Source organism: Sphingomonas phoenicis, assembly GCF_047238005.1.
In the GTDB taxonomy this organism is placed as follows: Bacteria; Pseudomonadota; Alphaproteobacteria; order Sphingomonadales; family Sphingomonadaceae; genus Sphingomonas.
The window spans coordinates 1,769,771-1,787,273 of the sequence record NZ_JBDFMC010000002.1 but is presented as its reverse complement, the minus strand read 5'-3'; the positions used below and the strand labels follow the sequence as shown (position 1 = coordinate 1,787,273).

The window sequence follows — 17,503 nt, the reverse complement described above, 5'->3', positions numbered from 1 at the left end:
GCTGTCTTGGCCACTTCCCCCTCCGTTCCCCGTTCCACCGACGCCGCCGAGATCGAGGCGCTGCACCGGCTGGTGCTCCAGTCGCTGGACGACGATCAGGCCGTGGAGGTCGTGTCGATCCCGCTGGCCGGCAAGTCGACGATCGCCGACCACATGGTGATCGCCAGCGGCCGCTCGACCCGCCAGGTTGCCTCGATGGCATCGAAGCTGGCCGAGAAGATCAAGGCCGAGTGCGGCCGCAGCCCCCGTATCGAGGGGCTGCCGACCGCCGACTGGGTGCTGATCGATGCCGGCGACGTGATCGTCCACCTCTTCCGGCCGGAGGTCCGCTCCTTCTACAATCTGGAGCGCATGTGGTCGTTCGGCGACGCGCCACCGCCCACCACCATGCCGGAGCCGCCCCGCGGCTGAGCCGGTGCTGCTCCATATCGTGGCACGCGGGCGGATCGGCCGGTCGCCGGAGGCGGAGCTGGTCGACCGCTATCTGAAGCGTATCGCCTGGCCGACCCGGGTCACCGAACTGCCCGATACCGGTGGTCGCGAGCCGGCGCCCGCCGCCCAGATGCGCCGCATCCTGCTCGACGAGAAGGGAGAGGCGCTGCCCTCGCTGGCCCTGGCCACGCAGCTGGGCCGCTGGCGTGACGACGGCGTGCGCGAGGCGCGGTTCCTGCTGGGTGCCGCCGACGGGTTCGCCGATGCCGACCGGGCCGAGGCCGATCTGCTGCTGTCGTTCGGCCGCGCCACCTGGCCGCACCTGCTGGCGAGAGCGATGCTGGCGGAACAGCTGTTCCGCGCGACCAGCATCCTTGCCGGCCACCCCTATCACCGCGAGGGATAGCGATGCGGTCCGCGTTCCGCCTCGGCGCTTCGCTGGCGCTGGCGCTGCTGCTGACCGCCGCCGCGGCAGCCCCGATCGACCTCCAGCGCCAGCGGCTGGCGGCGGCCCGACAGGCGGCGGCGCTCGCTGGTGCGCGGGCCGAGCGCCTGCTGATCGCCGCCGCCGCCGAGGGTGATGCGGCCGCACGTGCCGCCGCCGAGCAGCAGGGCCTTGCCGCGCGCGTCACCGCGGCGGAGGCGGAGCTTGCCGCGGCCGAGGCGCAGGCGGCGATCGTCACCCGCCTGCTGGTCGCGCGCCGTGCCGCGCTGGCCCAGGAGCAGGCGCCGGTCGCGCGCCTGATCGCCGCGCTTCAATCGCTCACCTTGCGGCCCTCCGCGGTCACCATCGCGCAGCCCGGCTCGGTCGACGATCTCGTCCACCTGCGCGCGGTGCTGGCCTCGGTGATCCCCGCCATCCGCACGCGCACCGCCGGTCTACGTGCGCAGGTGGCCGCGACCCGCGCCTTGCGGGAGCGGACCGTCACCGCCGGGCAGGCACTCCGGACCGGTCGCAAGCGACTGGATGCGGAGCGGCAGGTGCTGGTGGCCGCCGAGACGCGGCACCGCACCCGCGCGACCGAGCTGGGGCGCGGCGCGCTGTCCGAATCGGACCGGGCGCTGGCGCTGGGCGAGGCGGCACGCGACCTGCTCGACCAGATGGCGGAGGAGGGCAAGGGACAGGCGACGATCGCCGCGCTGGCCAGGCTGCCCGGTCCGTCGCCCCGTCCTGCGGGTGGCGACGGTGCCCGGATGACGGCGCCGCCCGCCGCGCTCTATCGCCTGCCGGTGCAGGGCCGGCTGGTCACCGGCTTCGGCGAGATATCGGAGGCCGGCGTCCGTTCCCGCGGCCTCACCATCGCGGCATCGGCGGAGGCGCCCGTCGTCGCCCCCGCCGATGGCGTCATCCGTTATGCCGGTGCCTTTCGCGGCTATGGCCGCATCGTCATCGTCGATCATGGTGGCGGGTGGACCAGTCTGGTCACCGGCATGGGGCCACTGGCGGTGGTGCTTGGCCAGAACGTGCGCGCGGGCGACACGCTCGGCCAGGTCGGCGCCGGCGAGGAGCCACGCGTGACCGTCGAGCTGCGCCGCCGCGGCCGGCCGATCGATGCGGCCGCGCTGGTCGGGTGATCAGCCCGCCACCCGATGTTCTTTCCCGGCCGTCAGCCGCCGTTAAGCCCAACACTGCTTTGCTCCCCACCGCACAAGCGGCTAGGAACGGCCGTTACCGCTGAACCAAGGGCATCCATGCGCCGTCCGCTTCTCACCGCCACCGCGATCGCCGCCGCCATGTCGGCGATCCCGCTCGCCACCGCCGCGATGGCGGCGGCGGATACGGATACCTATCGCGAGTTCGACCAGTTCCTCGACGTGTTCAATCGGATCAAGGCGAACTATGTCGATCAGGTCGACGACAAGACCCTGATCAAGGGGGCGATCGACGGCATGCTCGCCTCGCTCGACCCTCATTCGGTGTACGAGACCGGCGTTGAGTACGACAATCTGCGGATCATGACCGAGGGCGCCTATGGCGGCCTGGGGCTGACCGTCGGGATGCAGGACGGCGCGGTGAAGGTGATCGCGCCGCAGGAGGACACGCCGGCCGATCGCGCCGGGGTGAAGGCGGGCGACCTGATCCTGCGCATCAACGGCGAGCTCGCCTATGGCCTGACCCTGGACCAGGCGGTCGCCAAGATGCGCGGACCCGCCGGCAGCAAGATCACCGTCTCGCTGGTCCGCGCCGGCCGCGACAAGCCGATCGACGTTACCATGGTGCGCGAGCGCATCGTCCAGAAGCCGGTGAAGTGGGAGGTGCGCGGCGACGTCGGCTACATCAACATCAACACCTTCTCGAAGAACACCGGGGCGGAAACGCGCGCCGCGGTGGCGGCGATCACCCAGTCGCTGGGGCACAAGCCGCTCGGCTATGTCGTCGACGTGCGCAACAATGGCGGCGGCCTGCTCGACGAGGCGATCGCGGTGGCGGACACCTTCCTCGACAAGGGGGAGATCGTGTCCCAGCGCGGGCGCGGTACCGACATCGATCGCTACTATGCCGAGAGCCGCGTCCCCGGCGACGTCACCGGCGGCCTGCCCGTGGTCGTGCTGACCGATGCCGGCACGGCGTCGGCGTCCGAGATCGTCGCGGGCGCCCTTCAGGACCATCACCGTGCGCTGGTGATGGGCGAGCGCAGCTTCGGCAAGGGATCGGTCCAGTCGGTGATCGAGCTCGGCCCGAACCGCGCGCTGAAGATCACCACCGCCCGGTACTACACGCCGTCCGGCCATTCGGTGCAGGAGGGCGGGATCGAGCCCGACATCCGCGTGCCCCAGTTGAGCGACCCCGACTACAAGGACCGCCCGATCATCCGCGAGGCGGACCTGCGCCGCCACCTGATCAACGAGGGCAAGGCCGACGACAAGACGCTGGAGAACGACGTCAAGGACGATCCCCGCTTCACCGCCACTGCCGAGGAGCTGAAGAAGCAGGGCGTCGACGATTTCCAGCTGAACTATGCGCTGAAGACCGTGGCGCGGCTGGGTGGCGCGGCGCAGGTCGCGGCGGCGACGAAGCCGCGGCCGGTCGCCACCCCGGCTGCAACGAAGTAATCGCGGCATGCGGCGTTTCGGCCCCGCCCACTGGCTCGCCTTCCTCCTGCCGCTCGCGCTGCTGGCGGGCGCATGGGCGTCGCAGTTGATCGGCGGGCTCTACCCGTGCGAGCTATGCCACTGGCAGCGCTGGCCCCATTACGCCGCGCTGGTCGTCGCCGGGCTGGCGTTCCTGGTGTCGCCGCCGGGCGCGCGGCGTGCGCTGGTCGTCGTCGCCGCGCTCGCCATCGCGGTGTCTGGTGCGATCGGCGTCGCCCATGCCGGCGTGGAATATGGCTGGTGGAAGGGGTTCACCGCCTGCACCTCGACGATCGACTTCACCGGGCTGGCCCCCGCACAGCGCCTAGATGCGATCATGAAGGCGCCGCTGATCCGTTGCGACCGGGCACCGTGGACGCTGGGCGGCGTGTCGCTGGCCGGGTTCAACGCCCTCTTCTCGCTGGGCGGCGCGATCACCATCTTGTGGCTCTTGAGGAGAGCGCGATGACGGGTTGGAAACCGGGCGACCGGGCAGAGGCGACGGAGGCGATGATCCGCGTCGATCAGGCCGGCGAATATGGCGCGACGCGCATCTATGCGGGCCAGCTGGCGGTGCTGGGCGACCGGCATCCCGCCTCGCGCGCCATCCACCACATGGCCGCGCAGGAGGAGCGCCACCGCGCCTTCTTCGACCGGATGATCGTGGAGCGCGGCGTGCGCCCGACGATCCTGCAACCCTTCTGGAACATCGCCGGGTTCGCACTCGGCGCCGCCACGGCCGCGCTGGGTCCGGACGCCGCCATGGCCTGCACCGCCGCGGTCGAGACCGAGATCGACAAGCATTACGCCGACCAGCTCGCCGAGCTGGGCGACAGCGATCCCGAGCTGTCGGAGGCGATCGCCGATTTCCAGGCCGAGGAGCTGGAGCATCGCGACCATGCGCTGGCCGCCGGTGCGGAGAATGCGTTCGGCTATCCGATCCTGTCGGGCATGATCCGGCTGGGCTGCAAGGTCGCCATCGCGGCCGCCAGGAGAATTTGAGTGGGAGAGCGGGTGTGAACAAGATCGCGATGCTCGCCGTGCTGCTGATGCCGGCGACGTCGGCCGTGGCGCAGCAGGCGGCACTGCCCGGCGCGGAACGCCCGCGTCCGGTCCAGCAGCAGCAGACGGGCGTGGGCCGCGGTGCGCCGGTCAATGGCGTCCTCGTCCTCTACGGGAACGAGCGCTGTCCGACCAACAGCGACGGCGACGAGATCGTCGTCTGCGAGCGTCGCAGCGCCGAGGAACAGTTCCGCGTGCCCAAGGAACTTCGCAACCTCGAGATCACGCCCGAGAACCGCAGCTGGGCCGCCCGCTCGCAGGAGGTGCTCGACACCGGCGTGGGTGTGAACGGCGTCGGCAGCTGCTCGCCCGTCGGTCCCGGCGGCGCCACCGGCTGCTTCGGTCAGGCCGCCCGGACGAACCGCGCGATCAACCGCGCCCGCAAGACCGAAGAGGCACGGGTTCCCTGACGGCGGGTCGCGGCGTGGCGATGCCGCCGGGCAGCAGCCGGGGAACGTCGCGCGCGGCCCCGGTGCTTCTCTTCCTGCTCGTCTGGCTGTCCGCCGCGTGGTTCGGTTCGTGGGAGTTCAATCCGAACAACGCCACGCGCCTGTTCGCCGCGATCAGCCTGGTCGAGGACGGCGACGCCACGATCGACGAGTTCGCCGCGCTGACGATCGACAAGGCGCAGTTCGACGGCCATGTCTTCCTCGACAAGGCACCGGGCATGACGCTGATGGCGCTGCCCGCCGTCGCTGCCGTGACATGGGCGACGGGGGAGCGGGCGGCCACGGTGCCGAAGGTCTTCGGCGATCCGGCACTCGGCCGCTTCCTTCGCCTTCGCCTGCGGCTGGCGACGGCGACCGGCCCGGCGCTGTTGACCGCGCTGGCCGCCGTGCTCCTCTACGACCTGGGCCTGACGCTGACCGGCAGCGCGGCGGCGGCGCTCGTCGCCGCGCTGGCCTATGGGCTCGGCACGCCGGCCTGGGGCTGGTCGACCACGATCACCGGGCATGCCGTGGTCGCCGCGCTCTATGTCGTCGCGCTGTGGGCGTTCCGGCGAACGATGGAGCGGGGCGGGGCGCGCGCGGCATTGCTTGGCGGTGCCGCCCTCGGCTGGGCCGTCGTGGTCGAATATCAGGCGGTACTCGCCGGGCTCGTCATCGCCGGCTGGGCGGTGTGGCGGCTGTGGCCGCAGCCGGGTGGCCGGCGGCGCGTCGCGATGGCGGCGATCGGCGGACTGGCCGCGCTGCTGCCGCTTCTGGCCTATAACCTGCTCGCCTTCGGAACGCCGTTCCGCATCGCGTATGCCGGCGTGCAGGGGTTCGAGGGCATGCATCAAGGGCTGTTCGGCCTCGGCTGGCCGCGCCCCGGGGTGCTGGTCGAGATACTGGCGGGCGACCGCCGCGGGCTGTTGTGGTGTGCGCCCGTGCTGCTCCTTGCGCCGCTCGGCCTCGCGCTGCTGGCGGAGCGGCCGGCCGCCCGCGACCGGGATCTGGCGTGGGTGGCCGGGGCGGCGATCGTCGTCGTGCTGCTGGTCAATGCCGCCTATTTCTACTGGGATGGCGGCAACTCGACCGGTCCCCGCCACGCCATCCCGCTGGCCGGACTCGCGGCATTGGGGCTGGCGCCGTTATGGGCGGCGGCCGGATGGCCGCGGATCGCTATCGGCGGGCTTCTGGCCGTGTCGATCCCGGTCAACCTGATGATCGCCGCCGCCGAGATCTTCGCGCCGCCCGAATATCGCTGGCCGCTCCATTCTGCGGTCTACGATCTGCGCTTCAGCCGCGGCGACCTGCGCACCTGGCCCAGCGAGTGGCTGGGCTGGACGACGTGGCACGGTTTCCAGCTCTATCTGGCGGTCGCGCTGCCGATGCTGGCGGCGCTGATCATGCTGGCGCGCCGGCCTGCGCCCGTCAGGCCCGGTTCTTCCTGATCCCGCGCACGCGGTGCCAGATATAGAAGCCGACCGCCGCGACCAGGACCAGCCCGATCGCCAGATCGGCCTGGTGGAAGAACGCCTTCAGCCGCGGATCGCTGTTCCACTTGTCGCCCAGCGTCATGCCGACCCAGGCGAGCGCCAGGCAGAACGGCCACGATCCGATGAAGGTGTACAGGTGGAACGGGATCAGCTTCATCCGCGCCACGCCGGCCGGAAACGCGATGAAGGTCCGCACCACCGGCAGCAGCCGTCCGATCAGCACCGCCATATTGCCCCAGCGTGCGAAGAAGCGGTCGGCCATGTCCAGCTCGTCGGCACCGATCAGCAGGTACCGGCCCCACCGCTCCGCCATCGGCCGGCCGCCACGCTTGCCGACCTCGTACGCCACGATCGATCCCAGATTGCATCCCAGCGCCCCCGCGGTCGCCGCCAGGAACAGGTCGAACCGCCCGGTCGAGACCAGATAGCCGGCGAACGGCATGATGATTTCCGACGGCAGCGGCACGCACGCGCTCTCGATCGCCATCAGCAGGGCGATGCCGGCATAGCCGCCCGACGAGATGACCCAGATGGTAAAGCCGGCCAGGGTGGCGATGATCTTCTCGAACATGGAAGCGGCGCTTGGTCGATGACGGGCCGGGAATCAACCGGAACCGCCCGCCCCCGCCAACGGTTGGCCCCGCCATGACCGATCTGACCTTGAACGATGGCCGCTCCATGCCCCAGCTGGGAATGGGAACGTGGCAGGTGCCCGACAGCCAGGCGGCAGCGATCGTGCGCCGCGGGCTCGACCTCGGCTACCGGCTCGTCGACACCGCCGCGATCTACCAGAACGAGCGCGGCGTGGGCGACGGGATGAAGGCCTCCGATGCGTGGCTGACGACCAAGTTGTGGAACGACCGGCAGGATGACCCGGCCGCAGCTCTGGACGAGAGCCTGGCGCTGCTCGGCGTCGATGCGGTCGATCTCTACCTCATCCATTGGCCGGCCCCGGCGACCGGTCTCTATGTCGAGGCATGGACGGCGCTCGTCGAGGCGCGTGACAGCGGCAAGGCACGCTCGATCGGCGTATCGAACTTCCTGCCCGAACATATCGACGCCATCGTCGCGGCGACGGGCGTCACCCCGGCGGTCAACCAGATCGAGCTTCACCCCCGCTTCCAGCAGCGCGAACAGCATGCCTATCACGAGGCGCACGGGATCATCACGCAGAGCTGGAGCCCGCTTGGCCAGGGCAAGGGCCTGCTTGAGGATCCGGCCATCGCCGCGATCGCCGATGCCCATCATCGCAGCGCCGCGCAGGTGGTGATCGCCTGGCACCTGGCCAAGGGTTTTTCGGTCATTCCCAAGGCCTCGGGCGCCGATCATCTGGCGGACAATCTGGCCGCGCAGGACCTCATCCTCTCGGAGGAGGATATAGCCCGGATCGATGCACTGGACAGCCCCGACGGCCGGCTGGGTCAGGATCCGCACAAGGTCGACTGACCGCCGCCGGCGACCGGCGTATCCTTTCGCCATTGCGCTGGCATCTGCCCGCACCCCGCATCATAGTGTCGGACGAAGAGGTTCGGGGGCAGGGGAGCAGATATGAGGCAGACATTCCGGCTGATCGCCACGGGGCTGCTGGCCGGCGCCATGCCGGCAAGCGGTGCCGGCGCGCAGGTTGTGGCCGACACCGTCCATCTTCCCGACACCGGCAGGATCTCGGTTGAGCGGCTCGCCGGCGTCCGCCAGCTGATCCAGTCCTATGTCGATCAGGGCCGGATCGCCGGCGCTGTCGTGCAGATCCAGCAGGACGGCGATGTGGTGTTCTCCACCGCGGTGGGATGGCGGGACCGGGAACGGCGGGACCCGATGCGCCAGGACAGCATCTTCCGCATCGCCTCGCAGACCAAGGCGCTGACCAGCGTCGCGGTCATGATGCTGCTGGAGGAGGGCAAGCTGCTGCTCGCGGACCCGGTGGGCAAGTATCTGCCGGAATGGTCGTCGACCACCGTCGCGGTCGCCCGGCCGACCGGCGGGTACGACGTGGTGCCCGCCAAACGCCCGATCACCATCCGCGACCTCCTCACCCACACCGCGGGCCTCTCCTATGGCGGCGGACCGGCCGAGAAGGCGTGGCGCGATGCCGGTTTCATGGGCTGGTACTGGGCCGATCGCGACGAGCCCGTTTCGGCCGCCGTCGCCCGCATGGCGGCGCTGCCGATGTCGGCGCAGCCGGGCGAACAGTTCGTCTATGGCTACAATACCGACGTGCTGGGCGTGCTCGTCGAGAAGCTGAGCGGCAAGACACTGGATGCCTTCCTCGCCGAGCGGCTCATCCAGCCACTCGGCATGAAGGACACCGCCTTCTACGCACCCCGCGAGAAGGCTGACCGGATCGCCGTCGTCTACTCGGCCGACGGCACCGGGATCACCCGCGCCGGCACGCCTGGCACCTGGCGGGACGGCGGCTTCGTCGGGCAGGGGCATTATGTCGACGGGCCTCGCAAGGCGTTCTCCGGGGGCGCCGGCCTGTTGTCGACCGCCGCGGATTACAGCCGGTTTCTGGAAATGATCCGCCGCGGCGGCGAACTCGGCGGGCGCCGCTATCTCAGCCGCAAGTCGGTCGACCTGATGGTCAGCAACAACCTGGTCGATGCGACGCTGTCGCCGGGCCGGGGCTTCGGCCTCGGCTTCAGCCTGCGCACCGATCTGGGCAAGGCGGGGGAACTCGGCTCGGTGGGCGAGTTCGGCTGGGGCGGTGCGTACCACAGCACCTACTGGGTCGATCCGCGCGAGCGGCTGACCGTCGTCTACCTGGCCCAGCTTCTCCCCGCCGGCGACCTCGACGATCACGGCAAGCTGCGGTCGCTCATCTATCAGGCGCTGCCGTGACGGACCGGGGATGACGTCGGAAAAGCAGAAGATGCTGGCGGGCGAGCTCTACCTCGCCGCCGATCCGGAACTGGTGGAGGCCTATGGCCGCGCGCAGGCGCTGCTGGCGGCGTTCAACGCGATCCGGGGCGACGAGCCGGCGGCCGCGCGGCCCGTCCTCGCACAGCTGGTCGGCTTCCTCGGGGAGGGTGCGGTCGTCCGGCCGACGCTGCGCTGCGACTACGGCGTCAACATCCACATCGGCGCGCGGACCTTCATCAATTACGACTGCATCCTGCTCGACTGCAACCGGATAGAGATCGGCGAGGACGTGCAGATCGCCCCCGGCGTCCACATCTACACCGCCACCCACCCGCTCGACGCGGCGACCAGACGGTCCGGGCTAGAGGCGGCGATCCCGGTCCGTGTCGAGGACGGCGTCTGGCTGGGCGGCGGCACCATCGTCTGCCCCGGCGTCACGATCGGCACGAACACCGTCGTCGGCGCGGGCAGCGTGGTGACCAAGAGCCTGCCCGCGAACGTCCTGGCCGCCGGCAATCCCTGCCGGATCATCCGTTCCTTGTAGGACTGGCTGCGGCCACCCGTCGGGGATGGTCTTCAGCCACCAGCCAATTGCGCGAACCAATCGGCATAAGGCGTGTTCGCGACCATATGCCGGTTCAGGTCAGGCGCTCCGTCGGTCCACCAGACGGGCCCGCGTTCGCCGAGTGCCACCTTGGCGCGGTCGACCGCCGCCCGCGCGTCGACCAGGCCGGCGGCGTCACCGGCACGAAGGGCCACCCCGACTGCGCGGCGTGCCCGCATCAGATCGGCGACCAGTGCCGCACGGCGTTCCGCCGTCAGCGCGGGGTCGGACCGGCGCCACAATCGGCCGCGCACCACGAAATATCGCCCGTCGGGCGTTTCCGGATGATCGTCCCGGCCGGGCATGATCGCCGCCCGCGCCGCGCTTACGCCGTACCCGCCGCTTCGGCTGCGGCGATGCCGGATTTCTCCACGACCTCGATCGCCCGCCCGCCGGCATCGGTCGTCCGTGGATAGCCCGCTGCCGCCGGACGGCTGTCTGCACTGGCGAGGGGCGACGAGTCGAAGTCGGCCAGCAGCGCGGCGACGTCGTCGTACAGAGCGACCGCGCCCGCCGCGGTCAGTACGTCGTCGCCGAAGCCGCCCGATCGCACGCCGACCGCGGCGATCCCGCATTTGGCCGCGGCCTCGATATCGTACGGCGTGTCGCCTACGACGATGACCTCGCCGGCGTCGAGCGGCGCCAGCTTCTTCAGCGCGGTCGCGAAGATGTCGGGTGCCGGCTTCGTCCGCTCCACATCGTCGGACGTCGTCGTGACGCCGACGATCTCGCGGGCGTCGAGCAGGTCGAGATAATGGTCCAGCTCCCCGCCGGAGGCGGAGGAGGCGAGCACCACCTGCTGTCCGCCGTCGCGCACCCGCACCAGCAGATCGCGCGCGCCCGCGAACGGTTCGACCCGGTCGATGAAGCGCCGGGTGAACACCTCGCCATGTTCGGCTCCCATCCGTTCCTGCTCGTCGTCGGGCGTGCCGGGCAGCAGCGTCGGCACCAGCATATCGGTGCCCTTGCCGATCTGGTCGTGGATGACCTGATCGTCGAAGGTCGCACCGGCGCCGCGAAACACTTCCTGCCACGCGGCGACGTGGAACCCGTTGCTGTCGACCAGGGTACCGTCGATATCGAAAAGGACCGCTTTGATCGGCATGGTGGTCGCCTTAACAGGGGGAGGGCGGGTGCATCCGCTGCTATCCCCAACGGGCGGCATTCCGCGAACGATCCCTGCGCCGGTACGCAGCCGAACGGCGCGGCGCGCGTTCCCGGTCCGCTATTCCGCCGGTCGGCGGCAAGGAGAACAACGATCTTCCACCTGATCTTCGCGACACCGTGCCTCTATGTCGTCGTACGATGGCTGATGCCGCTGTCGCTGCCGCTGGCGGCGAAGCTGGCCGTGGCGCTGGCCCTCCTCACGGTGTCGCAATATCATCTGTGGAGCAGGCTTTCGTCCGGATCGGTGTTCGCGCCCGAATTCCACCGTGCGGTCATCATCCTGTTCAACTGGGCGTTCGGCGCCCTGCTGCTCCTCGCCCTGCTCCAGATCCTCGTCGACGTGGCGACGCTGGTCACGGTCGTCGTGCGTCGCGACGCCACCGGATTGCCCGACGTCGTCCGCTACGCGGCGGGAGTCGCGGCGGCGGTGCTGGCGGCGATCGGCGTTGCCGGTGCCATCCGCGTGCCGCCGATCCGCGACGTCGAAGTGGCGATACCGGGCTTGTCCGCCGAGTTCGACGGGTACCGTGTGCTGCAACTCACCGACCTGCACATCAGCCGGCTGTTTCCCGCTCCCTGGACGCGGGCGGTCGTTGATCGCGCCAATGCTTCGGGCGTCGACCTGATCGTCGTCACCGGCGACTTCATCGACGGGTCGGTCGCAATGCGTCGGGTGGACGTCGCCCCGCTCGCCGGCCTGCGGGCGCCGGACGGCGTGCTCGCGGTACCGGGCAACCACGAGTATTTCTTCGACTATGCCGCCTGGATGGATCACCTGCGCGGCCTGGGCATCCGCCTGCTGCCCAACGCGCACGTGGCGTTGCGGCGCAGCGGCACGGCGCTGGTGGTCGCCGGCGTCACCGACCTGTCCGCGCCCGCTGCGGGGCAGCCGGGGCCCGACCTTGCCGCCGCCCTCGCCGGCGCACCGCCGGCCGCGCCGGTGCTGCTCCTCGACCATCAACCTCGCAACGCGCGGGCCGCGGCGGCGCGCGGTGTCGCGCTCCAGCTGTCGGGCCATACCCATGGCGGGATGATCGCCGGGCTGGACCGGCTGTTCCGCCCCGCCAATGGCGGCTTCGTCTCCGGGCGGTATGCGGTCGGCGCGATGACGCTCTATGTCAGCAATGGCACCGGCCTGTGGCCCGGCTTCGCGTTGCGGCTGGGACGCCCGCCGGAGATGACGCGCATCACCCTGAGGCGAGCGCCCGCCGCCTGACCGGTCGGTCGGTCGCTCAGAACCAGGCGCGCACCCCGGCGACCAGCGCGAACCCGCCCGTGTCGTCGCCGCGCGCGCGCGCCAGCCGGGCCGTGTCGCCATAGCGGCGCTCCCACGACAATCCGGCATAGGGCGCGAACTCGCGCGCGATCTCGTAGCGGAGGCGAAGGCCCAGCTCGGCAGTGGACAGACCCGATCCGATCCGGCTGGCCGGCACGTCCTGCGCCGCCAGGTTCAGTTCGACACGCGGTTGCAGGATCAGCCGCTGGGTGATGCGCTGATCGTACCACGCCTCTGCCCGCGCCAGCACGTCGCCATGGTCGGACAGGAATATCGATCCCTCGACGTCGAACCAATAGGGTGCGAGCCCCTCGATCCCGACCACCGCGTACCGCCGCTTCGCCGCGCTGCCCAGATCCTGGCGCACGCCGGCCTGGATGTTCCAGTACGGATCGAGCGCGCGGGAGTATAGCGCCTGCACCTCCGCCGTCTCCACCCGGCCACTGCCCTCCCCCTCCGTCCTGACGACGGCACGGTGGATGTCCCCGCCGAACCAGCCCTCGCCGTCCCAGCGATAGCCGTCGCGCCCGCCGCGCACCTGCGCCTCGGCCAGATTGAAGAACACCTGGTTGAACCGCATGCCGCCATGCTCGCGGCGCATCTGCCGGTCGGCGGGCGCCATCACCGCCGCACCGTACAGCGCATCGGCCGCGCGCTCCGCCGGCGGGGCAGGGGCGGGGGCATCGCCGGCCGGCTGGTCGGTGCCCGCCGGCGCGGCGGTCGCCACCACGTCGGGCCCGGCTTCGGGAAGCGGGCAATGCCCCATCGCGGCATGTTCGGGCGTGCAGCCCTCCGCCGGGGCAGGCTCCATCGTCATGCCGGGCATTGCGGCCGGTCGGTCGGCCGGTGGCTTCTTCGCTGCGCTACGCCGCTTCGCCGGTCGCGACCGTACCGGCTTGCTCGCCGGCATCGCCATGCCCGGCATCGACCCCATGTCGTGCGCCTGACCGCCTGCCAGCAACAGGGCGAGCCACACCGCGCTCATGCCGGTCGCTCCCCGCCCTGCCGAGCGGCATCGGGGCGTACCGTCACCACCTGCATCATCCCGGCATGCATGTGATACAGCAGGTGGCAGTGGAACGCCCAGTCGCCCGGTGCGTCCGCGGTCAGGTCGAACGTCACCGTGCCGCCGGGCGCGACGTTGATCGTGTGCTTGCGCGGGCTGTGGTCGCCATGCCCGGTCACCAGTTCGAAGAAGTGCCCGTGCAGGTGGATCGGGTGCGCCATCATCGTATCGTTGACCAGCGTAATCCGCACCCGCTCGCCCTGGCGGAACGGGATCGGCGCCTTCACCTCGTTCAGCTTCACCCCGTCGAACGCCCACATATAGCGTTCCATGTTGCCGGTCAGGTGGATGCGCATCTGCCGTGACGGCGCGCGCACGTCCGGGTTGCGGTCCAGTGCGACCAGGTCGCGGTACACCAGCACGCGGTGGCCGGTATCGGACAGCCCCTGCGGCGGCTCTCCCGTGCGATCCATCGGCATCGGCGCCACCGTCTGCACCGTCGGTGTCCGCGGCAGGCCCGGCGCGTTCGCGAAATCGCGCATGGCGTGGTCCATCCTGCCCGTTGCCGGCGCTTCAGCCCCCGATGCCTGCGTTGCGGCAGGCGCCGTAGCCGGCGTGCAGTGGCCCATCGCCGCATGCTCCGGCGCGCAGGCGGCGGCGGGCGCGGCATGCTCCATCCCGCCATGGCCCATCCCGGCCATGTCGCCCATGCCCATGTCCTTCATCGTTGCGATCGGTCGCGGCCGCAACACGGGCACCGCCGCCGTCATGCCCGCGCGCGGCGCCAGCGTCGCGCACGCCATGCCCGACCGGTCCCACGCCTCGGCGACCAGCGTATAGGCGATGTCCTCCGCCGGCTCGACGATCACGTCATAGGTCTCGGCGGTCGCGATCTGGAACTCGTCCACCGTCACCGGGCGCAGGTTCTGCCCGTCCGCCTGCACCATCGTCAGTTTCAGGCCGGGTATCCGCACGTTGAAGATCGTCATCGCCGATGCGTTGACGATGCGCAGCCGCACCCGCTCGCCCGGCCGGAACAGCCCGGTCCAGTTGTCCGCCGGGCCATGGCCGTTGACCAGATAGGTATAGGTGCTGCCGGTCACGTCCGACACGTCGGCCGGATCCATCCGCATCCCGCCCCACTCGACCCGTTCGGCCAGCGGCTGGTCCTTGCCCGCCAGCAGCCCGGCCAGCGTCTGGCGCTGGTAGTTGAAGTATCCGCCCTGCAGCTTCAGCCGGCGAAAGATCGCGTGCGGGTGCAGCGGGCTGTGATCGGACAGCACGATCACGTGCTCGCGGTCCGATGCGATCGGGTCTTCGCCCGCCGGATCGATCACGATCGGCCCGTAATGCCCCAGCTGCTCCTGCAGGCCGGAATGGCTGTGGTACCAGTAGGTGCCCGACTGGATCACCGGGAATTCATAGGTGAAGGTCGATCGTGCCGGAATCCCCGGAAAGCTGATCCCCGGCACGCCGTCCATCTGGAACGGCACCAGCAGACCGTGCCAGTGGATCGAGGTTTCCTCGTCCAGCGCGTTGGTGATCGCCAGCTGCACCGTCCGTCCCTCGCGCAGGCGGACCAGCGGGGCGGGCGTGGTGCCGTTGATGCCGATCGCATGGCTCGCGCGGCCGTCGATCGTCATCATCCGGTGCGCCACGGTCAGCGCGATCCGGTCGCCGTCGACCGTCGGCAGGATGGGAAGGATGCCGGCGGATACCGACTGCGCCCAGCCCGGCAGCCACGGCACCACGGCAGCAGCGGCGCCCATCCCGGCCCCGTGCAGGAAACCGCGTCGCGTGATCGGGGAATGGTCGGCCATGACGGTCATGCCCTGCGCGCCCGGATGTGAACCGGTCCTGTCGCGCGATGAAGGTGCGCCCGACGAACACCGTTGCCCGGTCGCATAGGTGCCCCGGCAGGCGTCAGGCAAGTGCCTTGGCAGGCCGTCGGCCGACGGAGGTCCCGGGCGAGTCGTGCCGGCATCCGCATCCTCGGATCGGCTATCCCGCCTCGGTTCCCCGGATCGCGTCGCACCGGCGAAATCGGCTGGATGGCCGGTGCTTCCGGGGGCAAGCGGGAACGCGGAATTCGGCGCGGCGTTGACGATGTGGGAGAACGAACCATGTCGATGCTCTTTGCCATACTGGTCGCCACCGCCGCCGCCGCTCCTCATGCCGAACCGGCCCGCCCGTCGCCATCGGCGAAGCAGGAATGCCGTCGCGCCGGCTCGCCCAACGGTGCCCGTATCGGCCGCAGCGTCTGCAAGTCGGTCGCCGAATGGACGATCCACGACCGCGACCGGAACGCCGGCTTTCGCACCGGCGGCGACTTCCGCTCGCTCAATCCCGGGCCCGGCGACAACAGTAACCGCACCGCGTCGCGCAACGCCATCTACGCCGGCAACAAGGGCGCTCCGGCTCGCTGATCCATCGACGGCGATGACCGCAGCGTAGCACGCGCCGGGGAACGACGGACAAGGCAGACCGTCGCTCAATGCAAATCACCGAGGAAGCTGGCGCACCCGACAGGATTCGAACCTGTGGCCTCTGCCTTCGGAGGGCAGCGCTCTATCCAGCTGAGCTACGGGTGCGGACGGCGATCGGTTAGCAAAGCGGCGGGCGGTGCGCCAGTACCTATTGCGGCTCTTCCGCCAGTCCCCGGCGCGCGAAGCTGGCGCGGCGGCCATAGGCCATATAGGCGACCAGCCCGATCGCGTTCCAGATCAGGAAGCGGACCAGCGTCGCCAGCGGCAGGCTGTAGAGCAGGTACAGGCACCCCAGGATCGCCAGCGTGCCGACCAGGTACGGCGCCGGGCAGCGGAACAGGCGCGGCGCGTCCGGCGCGCGGCGGCGCAGTACCATCAGGCACGCGCCCACCGCGATGAAGGCGACCAGCGTGCCGGCATTGGCCAGCTCGGCGATCTCGTCCAGCCGGAAAAAGCCGGCCACCGCGGCGATCGACAGCCCGGTCAGCACCGTGATCCGCGTCGGTGCGCCGCTCCGCTTGCTGACCGTGGCCAGCTGCTGCGGCAGCAGTCCGTCGCGCGCCATGACGAAGAAGATGCGGCTCTGCCCGTACATCATCACCAGGATGACGGAGGGGAGGGCGACCACCGCCGCCAGCGCGATCAGGTGCGCGGCGGCCGGCTGGTTCAGCGTGCGCAGCACCAGCGCCAGCGGCTCGGGCGAATCCGCCAGCTGCAGGAACGGGATCGCGCCGATCGCCGCCACCGCGACCGCCATGTAGATGGCGGTGCATACCAGCATCGATCCGACGATGCCGATCGTCAGGTCGCGGCCCGGGTTCTTCGCCTCTTCCGCGGAGGTCGCCACCGCATCGAAGCCGTAAAAGGCGAAGAAGACGATCGCGGCCGCCGCCATCACCCCGCGCTTGGTTCCCTCCACCTCGGTGCTGCCGAAGCCGTACGGCATGAACGGGTGCAGGTTCTGCGCGTCGAACGCCGGCAACGCGAAGGCGACGAACACGGTCAACGCGACCAGCTTGATGACGACCAGCACGATGTTCAGCGTCGCGCTCTCGCGCGTGCCCGCCACCAGCATCCCCATCACCGCCAGCGCGACCAGCACCGCCGGCAGGTTGATGATGCCGCCGGCATGCGGCCCAACCAGCAGTGCGGGGGGCAGGGTGACGCCGATCGCCTGGATCCAGCCGACCAGATAGCCCGACCAGCCGACCGCGACGGTCGAGCAGGCCAGCGAATATTCCAGGATCAGGCTCCATCCCACCACCCACGCGATCGTCTCGCCCAGCGCGGTGTAGCTGAAGGTATAGGCGCTGCCCGCCGCCGGGATCATCGTCGCCAGCTCGGCATAGGCGAGCGCGGCGCACGCACACACCGCACCGGCGATCGCGAAGGCCAGGATCACCGCCGGCCCGGCGCGCTCGGCACCCACGCCGGTCAGCGTGTAGATGCCCGTGCCGACGATCGCGCCGACGCCCAGCGCGATCAGGTGCGGCCAGCCCAGCGTCTTGGCGAGGGCCTGTCCCGCCGGCGCCTGCGCGCCCAGCGCCTTGCGCGGTCCGATGAACGACATGGCAATCCCCCTCTTGTGTTGCTCGATCCGCCGCATCGTCCGTGCGGT

19 protein-coding genes and 1 tRNA gene are annotated in these 17,503 nt (G+C 70.4%); 13 read left to right on the top strand and 7 right to left on the bottom strand.

Features of this window, described 5'->3' with window-relative positions:
• The first annotated feature begins 6 nt into the window (after positions 1 to 6).
• The 8 genes from rsfS (at position 7) to ABC319_RS09715 (ending at position 6,442) form a co-directional block, all read left to right on the top strand.
• Positions 7 to 411, top strand: a complete 405-nt coding sequence (gene rsfS, locus ABC319_RS09750; protein ID WP_413070033.1) for a ribosome silencing factor — start codon at positions 7 to 9, stop codon at positions 409 to 411.
• 4 nt (positions 412 to 415) lie between these two features.
• The gene (locus ABC319_RS09745; protein WP_413070032.1) at positions 416 to 838 is read left to right on the top strand and encodes a 23S rRNA (pseudouridine(1915)-N(3))-methyltransferase RlmH; all 423 of its coding nucleotides are present in this window, start codon (positions 416 to 418) and stop codon (positions 836 to 838) included.
• A gap of 2 nt (positions 839 to 840) precedes the next feature.
• Positions 841 to 2,007 (top strand): murein hydrolase activator EnvC family protein, encoded by a 1,167-nt coding sequence (locus ABC319_RS09740; RefSeq protein WP_413070031.1) that lies wholly within the window; start codon positions 841 to 843, stop codon positions 2,005 to 2,007.
• 117 nt (positions 2,008 to 2,124) lie between these two features.
• Positions 2,125 to 3,486, top strand: a complete 1,362-nt coding sequence (locus tag ABC319_RS09735) for a S41 family peptidase (protein WP_413070030.1) — start codon at positions 2,125 to 2,127, stop codon at positions 3,484 to 3,486.
• Between the two features lie 7 nt (positions 3,487 to 3,493).
• The gene (locus ABC319_RS09730; protein ID WP_413070029.1) at positions 3,494 to 3,973 is read left to right on the top strand and encodes a disulfide bond formation protein B; all 480 of its coding nucleotides are present in this window, start codon (positions 3,494 to 3,496) and stop codon (positions 3,971 to 3,973) included.
• Positions 3,970 to 4,506, top strand: a complete 537-nt coding sequence (locus ABC319_RS09725; protein WP_413070028.1) for a demethoxyubiquinone hydroxylase family protein — start codon at positions 3,970 to 3,972, stop codon at positions 4,504 to 4,506. The genes ABC319_RS09730 and ABC319_RS09725 overlap by 4 nt, the downstream gene beginning before the upstream one ends.
• Positions 4,507 to 4,520: 14 nt before the next feature.
• Positions 4,521 to 4,976: a hypothetical protein gene (locus tag ABC319_RS09720; protein WP_413070027.1), complete on the top strand. Its 456-nt coding sequence runs from the start codon at positions 4,521 to 4,523 to the stop codon at positions 4,974 to 4,976.
• A 20-nt stretch (positions 4,977 to 4,996) separates the two neighbouring features.
• A complete protein-coding gene (locus ABC319_RS09715) occupies positions 4,997 to 6,442 on the top strand; it encodes a hypothetical protein (RefSeq protein ID WP_413071670.1) in 1,446 nt (481 codons plus the stop codon).
• On the opposite strand, the gene ABC319_RS09710 is transcribed toward ABC319_RS09715, so the two are convergent.
• Positions 6,423 to 7,058: a DedA family protein gene (locus tag ABC319_RS09710; protein WP_413070026.1), complete on the bottom strand. Its 636-nt coding sequence runs from the start codon at positions 7,056 to 7,058 to the stop codon at positions 6,423 to 6,425. The genes ABC319_RS09715 and ABC319_RS09710 overlap by 20 nt on opposite strands.
• Before the next feature lie 74 nt (positions 7,059 to 7,132).
• On the opposite strand from ABC319_RS09710, the gene ABC319_RS09705 reads away from it, so the two are divergent.
• The 3 genes from ABC319_RS09705 to ABC319_RS09695 all read left to right on the top strand — a co-directional run bounded on the left by ABC319_RS09705 (position 7,133) and on the right by ABC319_RS09695 (position 9,890).
• Positions 7,133 to 7,933 (top strand): aldo/keto reductase, encoded by an 801-nt coding sequence (locus ABC319_RS09705; RefSeq protein ID WP_413070025.1) that lies wholly within the window; start codon positions 7,133 to 7,135, stop codon positions 7,931 to 7,933.
• A gap of 102 nt (positions 7,934 to 8,035) precedes the next feature.
• Positions 8,036 to 9,325 carry a serine hydrolase domain-containing protein gene (locus ABC319_RS09700; RefSeq protein ID WP_413070024.1) on the top strand — a complete coding sequence of 430 codons (1,290 nt, stop codon included), beginning with the start codon at positions 8,036 to 8,038 and terminating at the stop codon, positions 9,323 to 9,325.
• 10 nt (positions 9,326 to 9,335) lie between these two features.
• Positions 9,336 to 9,890 (top strand): sugar O-acetyltransferase, encoded by a 555-nt coding sequence (locus ABC319_RS09695; protein ID WP_413070023.1) that lies wholly within the window; start codon positions 9,336 to 9,338, stop codon positions 9,888 to 9,890.
• Positions 9,891 to 9,922: 32 nt separating this feature from the next.
• Here the strand turns inward: ABC319_RS09695 and ABC319_RS09690 are convergent, their stop codons facing one another.
• Complete coding sequence (locus ABC319_RS09690) at positions 9,923 to 10,255, bottom strand: hypothetical protein (protein ID WP_413070022.1); 333 nt, start codon at positions 10,253 to 10,255, stop codon at positions 9,923 to 9,925.
• A 20-nt stretch (positions 10,256 to 10,275) separates the two neighbouring features.
• Positions 10,276 to 11,055 carry an HAD family hydrolase gene (locus ABC319_RS09685; protein ID WP_413070021.1) on the bottom strand — a complete coding sequence of 260 codons (780 nt, stop codon included), beginning with the start codon at positions 11,053 to 11,055 and terminating at the stop codon, positions 10,276 to 10,278.
• A 207-nt stretch (positions 11,056 to 11,262) separates the two neighbouring features.
• Between ABC319_RS09685 and ABC319_RS09680 the strand changes: the two genes are divergently transcribed.
• On the top strand, positions 11,263 to 12,333 hold the full coding sequence (locus ABC319_RS09680; RefSeq protein WP_413070020.1) for a metallophosphoesterase: 1,071 nt from the start codon (positions 11,263 to 11,265) through the stop codon (positions 12,331 to 12,333).
• 16 nt (positions 12,334 to 12,349) lie between these two features.
• Here ABC319_RS09680 and ABC319_RS09675 read toward each other — a convergent pair whose 3' ends face one another.
• Together ABC319_RS09675 and ABC319_RS09670 are read right to left on the bottom strand one after the other, a co-directional pair.
• A complete protein-coding gene (locus ABC319_RS09675; RefSeq protein ID WP_413070019.1) occupies positions 12,350 to 13,378 on the bottom strand; it encodes a copper resistance protein B in 1,029 nt (342 codons plus the stop codon).
• The gene (locus ABC319_RS09670) at positions 13,375 to 15,219 is read right to left on the bottom strand and encodes a copper resistance system multicopper oxidase (RefSeq protein WP_413070018.1); all 1,845 of its coding nucleotides are present in this window, start codon (positions 15,217 to 15,219) and stop codon (positions 13,375 to 13,377) included. Before ABC319_RS09670 ends, ABC319_RS09675 begins: the two co-directional genes overlap by 4 nt.
• A gap of 303 nt (positions 15,220 to 15,522) precedes the next feature.
• Here ABC319_RS09670 and ABC319_RS09665 point away from each other — a divergent pair, with 303 nt between their 5' ends.
• Positions 15,523 to 15,825 (top strand): hypothetical protein, encoded by a 303-nt coding sequence (locus tag ABC319_RS09665; protein WP_413070017.1) that lies wholly within the window; start codon positions 15,523 to 15,525, stop codon positions 15,823 to 15,825.
• Between the two features lie 88 nt (positions 15,826 to 15,913).
• Here ABC319_RS09665 and ABC319_RS09660 read toward each other — a convergent pair.
• Both ABC319_RS09660 and ABC319_RS09655 read right to left on the bottom strand, forming a co-directional pair.
• Positions 15,914 to 15,990: transfer RNA gene (locus ABC319_RS09660), tRNA-Arg, on the bottom strand.
• Positions 15,991 to 16,033: 43 nt separating this feature from the next.
• Complete coding sequence (locus tag ABC319_RS09655; protein ID WP_413070016.1) at positions 16,034 to 17,455, bottom strand: amino acid permease; 1,422 nt, start codon at positions 17,453 to 17,455, stop codon at positions 16,034 to 16,036.
• Between the last annotated feature and the right edge of the window lie 48 nt (positions 17,456 to 17,503).

Bases quoted from the DNA above. Each gene is read 5' to 3' on its own strand.
- ABC319_RS09740 (WP_413070031.1), top strand. From the start codon at position 841: ATGCGGTCCGCGTTCCGCCTCGGCGCTTCGCTGGCGCTGGCGCTGCTG.
- ABC319_RS09735 (WP_413070030.1), top strand. From the start codon at position 2,125: ATGCGCCGTCCGCTTCTCACCGCCACCGCGATCGCCGCCGCCATGTCG.
- ABC319_RS09730 (WP_413070029.1), top strand. From the start codon at position 3,494: ATGCGGCGTTTCGGCCCCGCCCACTGGCTCGCCTTCCTCCTGCCGCTC.
- ABC319_RS09725 (WP_413070028.1), top strand. From the start codon at position 3,970: ATGACGGGTTGGAAACCGGGCGACCGGGCAGAGGCGACGGAGGCGATG.
- ABC319_RS09715 (WP_413071670.1), top strand. From the start codon at position 4,997: ATGCCGCCGGGCAGCAGCCGGGGAACGTCGCGCGCGGCCCCGGTGCTT.
- ABC319_RS09710 (WP_413070026.1), bottom strand. From the start codon at position 7,058: ATGTTCGAGAAGATCATCGCCACCCTGGCCGGCTTTACCATCTGGGTC.
- ABC319_RS09705 (WP_413070025.1), top strand. From the start codon at position 7,133: ATGACCGATCTGACCTTGAACGATGGCCGCTCCATGCCCCAGCTGGGA.
- ABC319_RS09700 (WP_413070024.1), top strand. From the start codon at position 8,036: ATGAGGCAGACATTCCGGCTGATCGCCACGGGGCTGCTGGCCGGCGCC.
- ABC319_RS09695 (WP_413070023.1), top strand. From the start codon at position 9,336: ATGACGTCGGAAAAGCAGAAGATGCTGGCGGGCGAGCTCTACCTCGCC.
- ABC319_RS09690 (WP_413070022.1), bottom strand. From the start codon at position 10,255: ATGCCCGGCCGGGACGATCATCCGGAAACGCCCGACGGGCGATATTTC.
- ABC319_RS09685 (WP_413070021.1), bottom strand. From the start codon at position 11,055: ATGCCGATCAAAGCGGTCCTTTTCGATATCGACGGTACCCTGGTCGAC.
- ABC319_RS09680 (WP_413070020.1), top strand. From the start codon at position 11,263: ATGCCGCTGTCGCTGCCGCTGGCGGCGAAGCTGGCCGTGGCGCTGGCC.
- ABC319_RS09675 (WP_413070019.1), bottom strand. From the start codon at position 13,378: ATGAGCGCGGTGTGGCTCGCCCTGTTGCTGGCAGGCGGTCAGGCGCAC.
- ABC319_RS09670 (WP_413070018.1), bottom strand. From the start codon at position 15,219: ATGGCCGACCATTCCCCGATCACGCGACGCGGTTTCCTGCACGGGGCC.
- ABC319_RS09665 (WP_413070017.1), top strand. From the start codon at position 15,523: ATGTCGATGCTCTTTGCCATACTGGTCGCCACCGCCGCCGCCGCTCCT.
- ABC319_RS09655 (WP_413070016.1), bottom strand. From the start codon at position 17,455: ATGTCGTTCATCGGACCGCGCAAGGCGCTGGGCGCGCAGGCGCCGGCG.